Origin of the sequence: Streptomyces sp. NPDC001351, from assembly GCF_042896045.1 — a bacterium.
Lineage (GTDB): Bacteria > Actinomycetota > Actinomycetes > Streptomycetales > Streptomycetaceae > Streptomyces.
This window is the reverse complement of sequence record NZ_JBIAWS010000005.1, coordinates 544,588-558,800: the sequence shown is the minus strand read 5'-3', so window position 1 is coordinate 558,800 and position 14,213 is coordinate 544,588. Positions and strand designations below refer to the sequence as shown.

The 14,213-nt window shown below is 69.0% G+C and carries 9 protein-coding genes and 2 pseudogenes; 8 read left to right on the top strand and 3 right to left on the bottom strand.

The window, feature by feature from the left end; translation table 11 throughout:
* Window positions 1-324: 324 nt before the first annotated feature.
* Window positions 325-1,530 carry a glycosyltransferase gene (locus ACFY1U_RS21290; RefSeq protein ID WP_390695675.1) on the bottom strand — a complete coding sequence of 402 codons (1,206 nt, stop codon included), beginning with the start codon at window positions 1,528-1,530 and terminating at the stop codon, window positions 325-327.
* Between the two features lie 335 nt (window positions 1,531-1,865).
* On the opposite strand from ACFY1U_RS21290, the gene ACFY1U_RS21285 reads away from it, so the two are divergent.
* Entirely contained in the window at window positions 1,866-2,570 is a 705-nt protein-coding gene (locus ACFY1U_RS21285) for a hypothetical protein (RefSeq protein ID WP_390695674.1), read from the top strand.
* 74 nt (window positions 2,571-2,644) lie between these two features.
* On the opposite strand, the pseudogene ACFY1U_RS21280 reads toward ACFY1U_RS21285, so the two are convergent.
* Window positions 2,645-2,776: pseudogene (locus ACFY1U_RS21280) on the bottom strand (IS630 family transposase); the annotation flags it as partial.
* A gap of 228 nt (window positions 2,777-3,004) precedes the next feature.
* On the opposite strand from ACFY1U_RS21280, the gene ACFY1U_RS21275 reads away from it, so the two are divergent.
* The 4 genes from ACFY1U_RS21275 to ACFY1U_RS21260 all read left to right on the top strand — a co-directional run bounded on the left by ACFY1U_RS21275 (window position 3,005) and on the right by ACFY1U_RS21260 (window position 10,021).
* Complete coding sequence (locus ACFY1U_RS21275; RefSeq protein WP_390695673.1) at window positions 3,005-4,192, top strand: ROK family protein; 1,188 nt, start codon at window positions 3,005-3,007, stop codon at window positions 4,190-4,192.
* A 128-nt stretch (window positions 4,193-4,320) separates the two neighbouring features.
* Entirely contained in the window at window positions 4,321-6,189 is a 1,869-nt protein-coding gene (locus ACFY1U_RS21270; protein ID WP_390695672.1) for an alpha-galactosidase D, read from the top strand.
* A gap of 89 nt (window positions 6,190-6,278) precedes the next feature.
* The gene (locus tag ACFY1U_RS21265; RefSeq protein WP_390695671.1) at window positions 6,279-8,696 is read left to right on the top strand and encodes a glycoside hydrolase N-terminal domain-containing protein; all 2,418 of its coding nucleotides are present in this window, start codon (window positions 6,279-6,281) and stop codon (window positions 8,694-8,696) included.
* Window positions 8,697-8,749: 53 nt separating this feature from the next.
* The gene (locus tag ACFY1U_RS21260; RefSeq protein WP_390695670.1) at window positions 8,750-10,021 is read left to right on the top strand and encodes an SGNH/GDSL hydrolase family protein; all 1,272 of its coding nucleotides are present in this window, start codon (window positions 8,750-8,752) and stop codon (window positions 10,019-10,021) included.
* An 80-nt stretch (window positions 10,022-10,101) separates the two neighbouring features.
* Here the strand turns inward: ACFY1U_RS21260 and ACFY1U_RS21255 are convergent, their stop codons facing one another.
* A complete protein-coding gene (locus ACFY1U_RS21255) occupies window positions 10,102-10,482 on the bottom strand; it encodes a hypothetical protein (protein ID WP_390695669.1) in 381 nt (126 codons plus the stop codon).
* Window positions 10,483-10,922: 440 nt separating this feature from the next.
* Between ACFY1U_RS21255 and ACFY1U_RS21250 the strand changes: the two are divergent.
* The 3 genes and pseudogenes from ACFY1U_RS21250 to ACFY1U_RS21240 all read left to right on the top strand — a co-directional run.
* Window positions 10,923-11,171, top strand: a pseudogene (locus ACFY1U_RS21250) (chitinase); the annotation flags it as partial.
* A 30-nt stretch (window positions 11,172-11,201) separates the two neighbouring features.
* Window positions 11,202-13,382: an RICIN domain-containing protein gene (locus tag ACFY1U_RS21245; protein WP_390695668.1), complete on the top strand. Its 2,181-nt coding sequence runs from the start codon at window positions 11,202-11,204 to the stop codon at window positions 13,380-13,382.
* A gap of 143 nt (window positions 13,383-13,525) precedes the next feature.
* The gene (locus ACFY1U_RS21240) at window positions 13,526-14,212 is read left to right on the top strand and encodes a phosphatase PAP2 family protein (protein WP_390695667.1); all 687 of its coding nucleotides are present in this window, start codon (window positions 13,526-13,528) and stop codon (window positions 14,210-14,212) included.
* The last annotated feature ends 1 nt before the right edge of the window (window position 14,213 follow it).

The following is a 14,213-nucleotide window of genomic DNA, read 5'->3' as shown; positions in this document are numbered from 1 at the left end:
TGCGATCTGAAAGCAATGCCGAGACGGCGGGCCGTCTTACCTGTTCAACGCCCTTATAACGCCGTTGAGTGAATTCCTGAAGGGTGCGCGAAGTGTGCGCGAAGTGAAGGTTATGGACGCTTGTATTTATTCGGCCGCCCGTGCGGTGGCCTATTTGCGATGATGCTAAATGCGCTCCGATTGGGCGGTCAACTGTGACCAGTGCCACATCCATTTAATTGCGGAATGCTGTTTACGTTCGGCATGCGACATCAAGGGCCCATCCGCATGTAGTGGACCACATGGGACCAATGGCTCACTCCGGTGACTACAAGCCGGCGTCGTTCACCGCGACTCGTCGAGCAGCCGGTGCGCGGCCACCTCCGCTCCATCGGTACGGAGCCGGGCTCCCAGGGACTTCGCACGCGCGCGGGTCTCGGGCGACAGCGCGGTCTTGAGTGCGACGCCCAGGGATTCGGCGGTCGCGGCCGGAGCGTCGAGGGCCGCACCGAGGTCCAAAGCCGCCACCCGGCTGGCCCAGTACGGGTTGTCCGACAGCTGGAGAGGTATGACCACCTGCGGCACGCCCGCCCGGGCCGCCGTCAGTGTCGTACCCGCGCCACCGTGGTGGACCACCGCGGCCACCCTGCGGAACAGGTTCTGATGGTTGGCCTCACCGATGGCGAAGCAGTCGTCCCCGTCGTCGAGGAGATCGAGGTCCGCCCAGCCACGGGACACGAGCACGCGGTGACCCTGTGCGCGGATCGCATCGACTGCCATACCGCCGATGCCTTCGGCCGGGGACATGCTGCCGAAGCCCACATAGACCGGCGGGCTGCCCGCGTCCAGGAACCCCGCCAAGTCCGCCGGGAGGGGGCGTTCGTCCGGGAGGGTCCATGCGCCCGTCTGCACGACGTCAAGGCCGGGGGTCTCCCGCCACGGCCCCAGGACCTGGTCCGCAGCCAGCCAGGGACGGTCGGTGAGGATGTGGTCGCGCACATTGTTCACCAGAGGCAGACCGAGCGCTGCCCGGTGACGGTTGAGTGCCTCACCGAACTGTGCGTCGACGTTCCGGGCATCGCACTCCCAGAGGGTCCGGTTGTCGGCGGCCTCGGGTTCCGGCCAGCCCGGCCGGGGCGGTGGCGCGTGGTGCGGTGACGGCAGGTGGACCGCCGCATAGCTCACGTACACGTAGCGGATACCAGCGGCCTCGGCCACGGAACGCGCCGCGACCTGAGCCAGGCCTGCCGCCACCACCACGTCACATCCGTCGAACGCCCCGGGGAAGGCGCCGAACTGCGTCTCGACCAACTCGTTGCGGTAGCGGGCCAGGTCCGCCGCCGAGGGCAGGGTCTTCCCGCGCATCAACTCCCTGACCGGTGGCCCCACCGGCACCAACTGCACGCCGATACCTGCGAGCCGCTTGGCGAACTCCTCGTCCGGCGGGGCGCACATCCTCACCGCCGCGCCGAGCGCCCGTAGCCGCACGGCGAGTGCCACCAGCGGTTCGACGTCGCCACGTGTCCCGTATGTAGACAACAGCACCCGCATTCAGCGTCCTCTTTCGTCGGGTCTTGCATGCGTTTCTGCCGTTTCCGCCCAGGCCCGGAGTGCTAGTCGGCGGTGGTGATGCGTCGGCCGTCGGGAATGATCGGCAGCAGTGTAGGCCGCGTGTGGGTCTGGGCGGCCGACGGCCGTCTCGCTCGGTCGCCCAGGTGAACTCGGCCATGTCGCAGCGGACTTGTGCCTTCGGGAGCTACGGAAACGGCCGCCCCGGTCCTACGGTGCACGTGGGGCGGGAGGTTCAGTGGTGGCCGGATCTGGGCAGTCTGTGCTCGGCGCGGTGTGCAAGGCCCCCCTCATCCACACAATCGGAGTGCCACGCGATGCAGAGTTCGTTCACACCCGTACCCGATGTTTCAGTCATCCTGCCCTGCGCCGGACACGGAACACGTTTCGGTGCGCCCTACCCGAAGGAGCTGCACTGTCTGGCTCCCGGGGTCACGGTGCTGGACCGCAGCCTGGAAGCCGTCGTCGAACTCGCCAAGAGCGGACTGAATGTGCGCCTGGTCGTCGTGTTCGGGCCGCACAAGCTGGACACGGTGAGTCATCTCGCTCGCTATGCCGACATCTTCCAGATGGTCTTCGTCTACCAGGCGGAGTCGTTCGGACCCGGTCTCGACGGGGCGATACGGTCCGCCCTGCCGCTGACACGGGGGCCGGTGGCCCTCGTGCTGCCCGACATCGTTGTCGCGGGGCCGGATACACCGGGCAAGCTCCTGGACGCCTTCCGGCGGCTGGAGGTCGCGGACTGGAGTGTGGTGGCCGCCGAGGAACGGGATCACGACACGCTGCGGCAGATGGGCGCGTTGGCCGTGACCGAGGTGGGAGGGGTCCTGACCGTGGGGGCGGCCACGGACAAGCCGGCGGATCCCTCGGGCTTCAACGCGTTCTGGGGCATGGTGGCGGTCACCGAGAGCGAGGCGCACAAGCTGCCCGACGTCGTGTGCATGGGGACGGCCAACCCGCTGGCCGGTGCGGTCGCCCTCATGGTGGAGGGGATCGTCAACTACAACACCCCCGCGGGCTGACGTCTCACGCGGTCGGCACCGCGCCCGCGCCAACCCGTTGACCAGAAGAAACACGGAAGTCCGGCTGGAGTGCCGGCCCACTGCCGGCCCAGGTGGGCCATCAGGTTGACCGGTCCGAACTCGTCCACGCAGAGGACGACTTCGGGCTCGCCCTTGTCGGACATGACCTCGCCGTCGGCTATCGCGTAGAGGTGCTCGAAGGAGGCGCCGGTCCCCTAAGTGGCCGGTTCTGGCACAGCCAACTCCCGGCTGCAGTTCTATGCCTCCACTCTCTCATCTGGATGGGCAACCCCCGAGATCCGCGCCATCGATTCGGTGGTGTAACGCGCCCACAGGCCTTACTTTCATCGGCTCAACGCCGCCCCCTCCAGGTACTGGAACAAGTGTGGTTTTTTTATTGACAGCGGAAAAGATCCGACCTTAGGTTTCCGGCCATGCGCCCGACCTTCGCCCGCGAGTCGGCTCCCACCATGACTCCGGCCGCCTCCCTGGTCTTCACCACGCTGCTCTCCCACGGCCCGCTCACCCGGGCCGAGGTGGGGCGGCGCACCAAGCTCTCTCCGGCCGCGGTCACCAAGGCGGTCCGGCCGCTGATGGAGCTCGGCTATCTCGTCGAGGGCGCGGACGAGGAGGCCCGGCCCGCGGTGGGGCGTCCGGCCACCCTGGTGTCGGTGGACGCGGGAAGGGCGCTGTTCATCGGTGTGAAGGTGACCGGTGACGAGATCATCGGCGTGCTGGCCGACCTGTGTTGCCGTATCCGGGTGTCCCGGCACGTAGCCCTCACGGGCCGCGAGCCGCAGGCCGTACTGCCCGCCATCACCGCGCTGGTGCAGGAGTTGCTCATCGAGGCCGTCGGATTCGGTGTGCAGGTACGGGGGCTGGGCATCGCGATCTCGGGGGACGTGGACCGCGCGAACGGACTGGTCCGCTACTCCCCCTTCCTGGAGTGGCGCGACGTACCGCTCGCCGAGCTCGCCGCCACCGCGACGGGTCTGCCGGTCACGGTCGACAACGACGTGCGGGCGCTCACGGTCGCCGAGCACTGGTTCGGGGCCGGAGTCGGACTCTCGGACTTCGCCCTGGTGACCGTGGGCGCCGGCGTCGGCTGCGGCCTGGTGGTGCACGGCCGGGTGGTCTCGGGCGCGCACGGTGTGGCCGGCGAGATCGGGCATCTGTCCCTCGACCCGAGGGGCCCGCTCTGCCACTGCGGCAATCGCGGATGCGTGGAGGCGATCGCGGCGGACCCCGCGATTCTCCGCGCGGTGAGCGCGGCCACGGGCAGGCAACTGACCGATCCTGCCGAGGCGTTGGACCTGGCCCACGGTGGAGACGCCGGTGCCCGAGCGGTCTACGCACAGGCCGGTGAAGCCATCGGCAAGGCCATCGCCTCCCTGGTGAACCTCCTCGGTCCCGAGCGGGTGGTCATCTCCGGGGAGGGCCTGGCCGCGTACGACCTTTACGCCGAAGGCATCCGGGACGCATTCGCCGCCTCCGCCTTCGGTACGGCTTCGCAGTGTGACGTGATGACCCGTCCGCTGCCCTTCGAGGAGTGGGCGCGCGGGGCCGCGGCCACCGCAATCCAGTCCTTCATGGGGTCGGACACATACGAGGGACAGCCATGACGCCGCGGAGCCGCAGCCCGCGGTCCGCCACAGTCACCGACCTCCCCTAGCCCAGATCTCAGCGATACCCCGGCCCCCACCGCGTTCCGCCGCATCACCCCACTCACCGCAACAGCAGGAGGCGAGCCATGCCCTCATCCCCCTCCAGAGCCCTCCCCGGCCTCACGCGCCGTTCCCTCAGAGCCATGCTGGTGCTGGCCGTCACGACCGCGCTCGGCACCGCGGTCCCGGCCGCCGCCACTCAGACAGCGCCCGTCGCCTCCAAGTCCGCGGCCGCGGCGGCCAGTTCGGCTCCGGCGGCCGGGGACACCACCACCCCCGGCCCGGCGGACAAGCCGTACATGGGCTGGTCGAGTTGGAGCATGCAGTCCTCCCAGTACCCGGGCCTGAACCCGGACGGCAACTACAGCTACCTCACCGAGGCGAACGTACTGAAGCAGACGGACGCCCTGGCCACCACGCTGAAGAAGTACGGCTACGACCACGTCAACATCGACGCCGGCTGGTGGATGGACAAGAACTGGACCTCCGAGTTCGACCAGTACGGCCGGCAGACACCCGACCCCGTGCGCTTCCCGCACGGCATGAAGTCGGTAGCCGACCACATCCACACCAAGGGCCTCAAGGCCGGTATCTATCTGCCCGTCGGCCTGGAGAAGGGGGCGTACGGCGACGGCAAGGTGCCGGTCCACGACGCCCCGGGCTGCACCACCGCGGACGTCGTCTACCCGGACCTGCGCACCACCAATGGCTGGGACAGCGCCTACAAGCTGAACTTCGACAACCCGTGCGCGCAGAAGTACATCGACTCGCAGGCGCGGCTGCTCGCGGGCTGGGGCTACGACTTCCTCAAGCTCGACGGTGTGGGCCCCGGTTCGTCCAAGTCCGGTGACAACTACAACAACGTCGCCGACGTCGCCGCATGGCACCAGGCCATCGCCGGCACCGGGCGGCCGATCCACCTGGAGCTGTCCTGGTCCCTCGACATCTCCCACGCCGCGGACTGGAAGAAGTACTCCAACGGCTGGCGCATCGACACCGACGTGGAGTGCTACTGCAACACCCTGGTCACCTGGGAGAACTCGGTCAACGACCGCTGGAACGACGCCCCCGCGTGGAGCCGCGAGGCAGGCCCCGGCGGCTGGAACGACCTCGACGCGATCGACGTCGGCAACGGCGCCATGGACGGCCTCACCAAGGCCGAGCGGCAGAGCTACATGACGCTGTGGGCCATCGACAAGTCGCCCTTGTTCACCGGTGACGACCTCACCCAGCTCGACAGCTACGGCCTCTCCCTGCTCACCAACCAGGAGGTCATAGCGGTCGACCAGAACACCTCGCCCGTCGCACGTCCCGTCACACCGATGGGCGACCAGCAGGTCTGGGGAACCAAGAACCCCGACGGCACCTACACCGTCGCGCTGTTCAACCTCGGCGGCTCGCCGGCCTCCGTCACCGCGGACTGGGCCTCCTTCGGCTTCACCGGCGCGGCCGCCGTGCGCGACCTGTGGAACCACCAGGACCTCGGCACGTACAAGAACCGGATCACCTCGACGGTGCCCGCACACGGCTCCCGGCTGTTCACCGTCAAGCCCGGCGGCGCTTCCCTCGCCACCACCCGCTACGAGGCCGAGTCCGGCGACAACACCCTGACCGGGAACGCCTCCGTCGCCTCGTGCGACTCCTGCTCCGGCGGCAAGAAGGTCGGCAACCTGTACCTCGACAGCAAGCTGCAGTTCAACGACATCACGGTGAAGAAGGACGGTATCTACACCGTCAACGTCGCCTATGTCAGCGGCGATCCCCGCTCGGTGACCGTCTACTCCAACAGCGGCCACGGCACCAGTCTGAAGTTCCCCTCCACCGGCGACTGGAGCACGGTCGAGACCGTCAGCGTCCAGCTCGCCCTCAAGGCGGGCACCAACACGATCACATTCGACAGCGGCTGGGACTACTCCCCCGACATCGACCGGATCGACGTACCCAAATCCGCGTGACCAGTCCCCGCCCTGATCAGTCCGTCTCACGACGGCCCCCGTCCGTCGTTCCCGCATGCGCCCTTTCCCTCGGACATGGAGTGCACAACGTGGACACTCAGCACCCCGAGTCATCCGACAACCACCCGAGCCGCAGACGCTTTCTGACCTTCGCCTCCACAGCCGGCGCGGTCGCCGCGCTCGGCGGTCTGCCCGCCTTCACCGCCTCGGCGGCCCCGCTCCGGCCGGCTTCCTCCCCCTTGCTGTCCGCGGCCGCCGCCGCGAAGAACCAGTTGTGGTGGCGGGCCCCCGGTTCCCCCACCTCGATGATCCAGCAGGGCCTGCCGGTCGGAAACGGGCGCCTCGGAGCGCTCACGAGCAACGATCCCGCCGCCGAACTGCTGACGATCACCGACTCCACCCTGTGGACCGGCGGCCGCAACGACACCCTGCAGAGTGACGGCCAATTCCCCTACGGCCGCGACGACTTCGGCTCCCTGACGCTGCTGGCCGAGCTCACCGTCGACATCCCCGCGCACGACCTGGGCTCGGTCGACAACTACCGCCGTACCCTCGACCTGGCCCAGGGCTTCGTCAGCGCCTCGTACACCCTGTCCGGTGTCACCTACCGGCGGCAGATCTTCGCCAGCCGCCCCGACGACGTCATCGTCCTGTACTTCTCCCAGCAGGGCGGCGGCAGTTACACCGGCACCGTCTCCCTCGCCGGCACTCACGGCGAGACCACCACGGCGAACCGCGCGGGGCACTATGCCTCGTTCGGTGCTTCCTTCGCCAACGGCTTGAAGTACGGCGCCGCCGTCACGGCCCACAGCAGCACGGGCACGGTCGCGGCAGACGGTACGTCGATCTCGTTCCGCAGCTGCAAGGACCTGACCGTCGTGGTCAGCGGGGGCACCAACTACGCCCCTGACGCGGCCGCCGGGTTCCGCGACCCGTCCGTGGACCCAGAGCGCCTGGCGCGGACCAAGGTCATGGCCGCCGCCGGGCACTCCGCGAGCACACTGCTGTACACCCATGTCGCCGACTTCCGCCCGGTGTTCGAGCAGCAGGACATCAACCTGGGCACGTCGTCCACCGCCCAGCGCAGGCTGGACACCTGGCAGCGGATACAGGCGCGCTACCGGGACGACGTCCCCGACCCCGAGCTCGAGGCGGCCTGTCTGCAGTTCGGCCGCTATCTGATGATCTCCGGGTCGCGGGGCAGCCTGCCGATGGGCCTGCAGGGCCCGTGGCTGGACGGCAACGACCCGGACTGGATGGGCGACTACCACACGGACATCAACGTCCAGATGAACTACTGGATGGCCGACCGGACGGGACTGTCCGACTGCTTCGACGCCTTCGCGGACTACTGCCTCGCACAGCTGCCCTCGTGGACGGACGTCACGCGACGGCTGTTCAACACCTCGACCAACAGGTTCCGCAACTCCAGTGGGAAGGTGGCCGGTTGGGCCGTGGCCTTCTCCACCAACCCTTACGGCGGAAGCGGTTGGTGGTGGCACCCGGCGGGCAATGCCTGGCTCTGCCAGAACCTGTTCGAGCACTACGAGTTCACCCAGGACCGCGCCTACCTCGAACGGATCTACCCCCTCCTCAAGGGCGCCGTGGAGTTCTGGGAGGCCCGCCTCATCACCACGACCGTCACCGACGCCTCAGGAACCTCACGCGAGGTCCTCGTCGACGACAGCGACTGGTCGCCCGAGCAGGGCCCGCAGGACGCCAAGGGCATCACCTACGCCCAGGAAGCGGTATGGAACCTCTTCGGCACCTACCGGACCGCCACCCGTGTACTCGGCAGGGACCTCTCCTACGGCGCGACCGTAGACGGCCTGCGTGAGCGCCTGTATCTGCCCGTGGTCAGCCCCACAACCGGCTGGCTGGAGGAGTGGATGTCGCCCGACAACCTCGGCGAGACCACGCACCGTCATCTCTCCCCGCTCTTCGGCCTCTTCCCCGGCGACCGGATCCGCCCGGACGACTCCACACCGAAGGACATCCTCGCCGGCGCGACGGCCCTGCTGACCGCCCGCGGCATGAACAGCTACGGCTGGTCCAACGCCTGGCGCAGCCTGTGCTGGGCGCGGCTGAAGAACGCGGAGAAGGCCTACCAGCTGGTCGTCAACAACCTGAGGCCGTCGGTGAACGGCAGCAACGGCAGCGCGTCCAATCTCTTCGACATCATGGACATGGGAGGGGGCCGCGGCATCTTCCAGATCGACGCGAACTTCGGCACCCCCTCCGCGATGATCGAGATGCTGGTCTATTCGCGGCCGGGTCACGTCGAGTTGCTGCCCGCCCTGCCCGCCGCGTGGGCGGCATCCGGCTCGGTGTCCGGCGTCGGCGTCCGCGGCGGCTTCGTCGCCGACCTCAAGTGGCGGGGCGGCAAGGTCACGCAGCTGACGCTGAGGAGCGTCGGCGGCCGCGACACGACCGTCTTCGCGGGCAGCACCTCCCGGAAGGTCAGCCTCAAGCCCGGGGCGTCCGTGACGCTGAGCGACTTCGGCTGAGTCCGGTCCGGCCCTGATCCCCCGACACGACGACTTGAGCGGAGAGAACGACGATGTCCTCTGCAAAGGGAAGACCGGCGGCGTTTCGCCGACCGCTGCTGTCCGTGTGCGCCGCACTGACCGGCATGGCGCTCACGGTCGTTCCGTTGCGCACCGCCGACCTGGCACGCGCGGCCACTTCTGCGCCGCAGGGCAAGGCCACCAGGGTCAGCGCCTGGTCGCCCAGCATGACCACCGGCGGCCCGTCCTTCGACAACCAGACCATCCGGATGGTGGTCCACAGCAGTGTGGCGGGCTCGGGCGCACACATCACCCTGTCCAACCGGTACAGCAGCGCCCCGCTCGAGGTCGGCGAGGTGGACATGGCCGTCCAGGCGGACGGCGGCGAGGCCACACGCGGGACCATCCGCAACGTCACCTTCGCCGGCTCCCGCCACCTCACGATCCCGGCCGGCGAGCAGGCGATCAGTGACGTCGTCCCGATCCCGGTCGGCGCCGGCGAGAACCTGCTCGTCAGCCTCTACGTCCCCGGTGCGACCGGCATGTCGACCTGGCACTCCGACGCCTTCGACACCACCTACATCGCCTCCGGCAACCACACGGGTGACGACAGCGCCGCCGCCTTCGGCACCACCACGACCTCGTGGTACTACCTGGCGGGCCTTGACGTCCTGTCATCGACCGCAAGGGGGACCGTCGTCGCGTTCGGCGACTCCATCACGGACGGCTACCACTCCTCGACCGGCACCTACACCCGCTGGCCCGACTTCCTCGCACGCCGGCTCGGCGCCGGCGGGGGCCCGCAGAGGCTGAGCGTCGTCGACGCCGGCATCGGCGGCAACCGCGTCCTCACCGACGTCCCGAACCTGTGGCAGGGGATCAGCGCCCTCAAGCGCTTCGGCCACGACGCCCTCGGACAACCTGGCGTCAGGGACGTCATCCTCTTCGAAGGCATCAACGACATAGGCAACAACGCCGGCCCCGACGGCCGGCCGCTCACCGCCCAGGACCTCATCGCCGGCTACCGCACCCTGATCGACCAGGCACACGCCGCCCATGTCCACGTCATCGGCGCGACCCTCATGCCCGACGAGGGCAACGGCTACTACACACCCGCCGCCGAGGCCGTCCGCCAGAGCGTCAACCGGTGGATCCGCACCGGCGGCGCCTTCGACGGCGTCGTCGACTTCGACCGGACCATGCGTGACCCCGCGAACCCGGCCGCCCTCAGCCCGGCGTACGACTCCGGCGACCACATCCACCCCGACGACACGGGAATGAAAGCCATGGCGGACGCGATCGACCTGCGGCTCCTGCGCAGCTGACGCCCCCGGCACTCGACACGGCAGTGTCCGCACGCACACACAGCGCGGGCGGACACTGTCTCCCGAGATCCGGCTCGGGGTCAGGCGGCGGTGTTCAGATAGATCCCGTTGATGCGCGAGTTGACGGACAGGTCCTGGTTGCGGTCGAAGTGGGCCGTCGGTGGATCGACGGTGCCGGGGTAGACGACCGCGCCCCAGTTGTTGTTCGTCTCGATCTTCTGGACGGTCCAGTCCGGGTCGTTGGGGTCGAACCCGACGAAGCCCTGGCCGCTGAGGCACGAGGTGCCCCCGTCGGCGAACGTGACCTTCACCGATCCTGACGGTGCCATCCAGCAGAACGCCCAGTAGTCCGCGCCGTCCTGCTGTGCCGCGCCGGCGGCCGGCGCAGCGGCCCCCACGGTCGCCGTCGCGGCGACCGCGACCAGGGCGGCGGACATTCGCCGGAACATGGAAGAACGCATGGTCCTCCTCGTCTGTCTGGTCCCTGTCTCATGGCGTGGCCCGCATCCTGTCGGCACCTTCGAGTCGACGGGCGATGCGAAGCCTGGTGCCGACGGTAGGTGCTCGAGAAGACCCGGCCCGCCCCGACGATCGCCTTGAGGACATACCGTCACACCCCTCTGACACGGGGGCGTTCCCGCCTCACTCCCCCGGCACAGGCAACACGCGGCCTTCCGGTTGTGAACCGGCGCCCGGACCGCAGCAACTCGCTTCTCTCAACTCTTACTTCACACCTTGACGAAAGTGGTCCGTACCTTTAGTTTCACCGGCAGCCCCAACCCCGCGCGTGTACTGGCCCGTTCACAAGGTGAACGCGGCCCGAGCACCCCACCCCCCACGAAAGGGCGCCCGGCCATGCCCAGATCCCCGCGTTGAAGACCGTGAAGGCCGACAACCCCGGAGCGAAGACACCGCCCACCGGGACATGGGCATCTCGTCCATGAACGGCATCACCGACAACACCGAGACCGTCACGGTGGCCGACTTCCGGACCATCCTGGGCTACGCCCAGCAGCACCATCCGGCCCGGCTCACCTTCTGGTCCGCCAACCGCGACCGGCCCTGCACCGGCGGCTCCGCCGACAGCTGCTCCGGTGTGAGCCAGTCCGACTGGGACTACACCCGCGTCTTCGCCGGATACACCGGCTGACTCCCCCCCACGAGGCCAGGAGAACACCTCATGCTTTCCCTCCCAAGGCGCGGCGGGTCCGCCGCGGCCGCGGTGGTGGTCGCGGCCGCCGCGTCCCTGCTCACCGGCGCCCCCGCACACGCCGCGACCACAGCCCTGCCCACCGGCTTCGCGACCGTCATGAACGCCGCGAGCGGCCGGTGCCTCGACGCCAAAGCGGCCGGCACCGCCAACGGCACCGTCGTGCAGCAGTACTCGTGCAACGGCACCGCGGCGCAGCAGTGGAGCTTCACCGCCACGAGCGGCGAATACGTCCGGATCAACAACGCCAACGACACCAACCAGGTTGCGGACGTCGCCGACGTCTCCACGGCCGACAACGCAGTGGTCCATCTGTGGGCCTACGGTGGCGGCGCCAACCAGCAGTGGCTGCCGGTGGACGAGGGCGGCGGCGCCTACCACTTCGTCAACCGCAACAGCGGAAAGTGCCTCGACGACCCCGCGGCCTCGACCGCCGACAGCGTGCAGTTCGTGCAGTACACCTGCAACGGCACCGCGGCCCAGCGCTTCCAGGTAGTGCCCGCGACCCAGTCGGCCGCCAACCCCGACCTCGGCCCGAACGTCGTCGTCTTCGACCCGTCGATGTCGTCCTCGACGATCCAGAGCAGGCTCGACTCGATCTTCCAGCAGCAGGAGACCAACCAGTTCGGCTCCCAGCGCTACGCCGTGCTGTTCAAGCCGGGCGCCTACAGTGCCGACGTCAACGTCGGCTTCTACACACAGGTGCTGGGCCTCGGTCTGTCCCCCGACGCGGTGACGATCAACGGCGCGGTGCACGCCGAGGCCGACTGGTTCCAGGGCAACGCCACCCAGAACTTCTGGCGCGGCGCCGAGAATCTGTCGGTCAACCCGTCCGGCGGCAGCGACCGCTGGGCGGTCTCGCAGGCGGCGCCGTACCGCCGGATGCATCTTCGCGGCAACCTCGCCCTGGACGACGGCGGCTGGTCCAGCGGTGGCCTCATCGCCGACAGCAGGATCGACGGCCAGGTCGGATCGGGCACCCAGCAGCAGTGGCTGACCCGCAACTCCCAGCTGGGCAGCTGGACCGGCTCCAACTGGAACATGGTCTTCACCGGCAGCACCGGAGTCCCCGCCACCAGCTTCCCCAACCCGCCCTACACGACGGTCGCCCAGAGCCCGGTCTCCCGCGAGAAGCCGTTCCTGTACGTCGACGGCAACGGCGCCTACCAGGTGTTCGTGCCGTCCCTGCGGTCCAACTCCTCGGGCACCAGCTGGTCGGGCGGCGCCTCGGGCTCCTCCCTCTCGCTGGATTCCTTCTACGTCGTCAAGCCGGGCGCCACCGCCTCGCAGATCAACTCCGCCCTGGCCGCGGGCAAGAACCTCCTGGTCACCCCCGGTGTCTACCATCTCGACCAGACCCTGCGGATCGACCGCGCCGACACGGTCGTCCTCGGCCTGGGCCTGGCCACCTTCGTCCCCGACAACGGCATCACCGCCATGAAGGTCGCCGACGTCGACGGAGTGAAGATCGCGGGCCTGCTGTTCGACGCCGGCACCACCAACTCGCCGAGCCTGCTGGAGGTCGGGGCCAGCGGCTCCTCCGCCTCCCACACGGCGGACCCGACCTCCCTGCACGACGTCTACTTCCGCGTCGGCGGCGCGGGCGTCGGCAAGGTGACCACCGGCCTGATCGTCAACAGCGACAACGTCATCGGCGACCACATGTGGATCTGGCGCGCCGACCACGGCAGCGGCGTCGGCTGGACCAGCAACACCGCGGACACCGGAATGATCGTCAACGGCGACAGCGTGACGATGTACGGCCTGTTCGTCGAGCACTTCCAGAAGTACCAGACCCTCTGGAACGGCAACGGCGGCCGCACCTACTTCTTCCAGAACGAGATGCCCTACGACCCGCCCAACCAGGCGGCCTGGATGAACGGCTCCACCCAGGGCTACGCGGCCTACAAGGTCGCCGACTCGGTGACCAGCCACCAGGCGTACGGCCTCGGCAGCTACTGCTACTTCAACGTCAATCCGGGCGTGGTCGCCGCACATGCCGTCGAGGCGCCGAACAATGCGGGCGTCCGCTTCACCAGCATGGTGACGGTCTCTCTCGGCGGCACCGGCACCATCAGCCACGTCATCAACGACACGGGCGGCCCGTCCGACTCCAGCACCAATGTGGCCAACCTGACCAGCTATCCGTAGGAGTCGTAAAAGGCCCAGAACGGGTGTCCACGCGCCGGTTATGATCGCTGGAGGGGAGTTGGACACGACAGGGGGCTCGCGTTGGATCGCCTGGCAGGAGCGGGCCCGGAAGTCGGCGCGGGCCGGCCGTACGCGGTGTGCGTGTGACCGGCCGGCCGGCGCCCGCGGTGCTGCCCTCGTCGTTGCGCCCCTTGCTCGCACTGATCGCGGTTCTCGCCGTGCTGGTGGTCGCCGCGATCGGGGTCCTGTACGCCGGTCACAGCGAGCCCGGCAGGGTGGACCGGTGGATCGTCGAGCCGACGGCGGACAGTGTGCGTCCGCCGTGGCGGTATGTCGCCCTGACCCTGGACTTCCTGGGGGAGCCCGCCGGATCGGTCATGGTGATCGTGGCCACGGTGGCGGGGTGTCTGCTGCTTCGGAGCCCTCGCGTCGCGGTCCTCGTCGTGGCCGGTGTCGGCCTGACCGTGGGGGCGGCGACGCTGCTCAAGCACGTGGTGGGACGCACCATCCACGGCCCCGGCAACCTGTCCTACCCGAGCGGGCACACCGCCTTCTTCACCGCGCTCGCCCTCACGGCGGTGCTGCCCGCGACCGGCCGGCTCCGCCTCGGCAGGGCGGCCGGCATGTCACTCGTGCTCGCCGCGGCGCTGGTCGCCGGCGCCGCGATGGGGTGGGCGGAGGTCGCCCTGGGTGCGCACTACCCGACCGACGCGCTGGGCGGCTGGTGCACCGCACTCGCGGTGGTACCGGCGACCGCCTGGCTGGTCGACCGTGCGGCCGACCGGCGGGCCGATCGCACGGCCGACGCGGGTCGGCTGGAGCGTCGCTGAC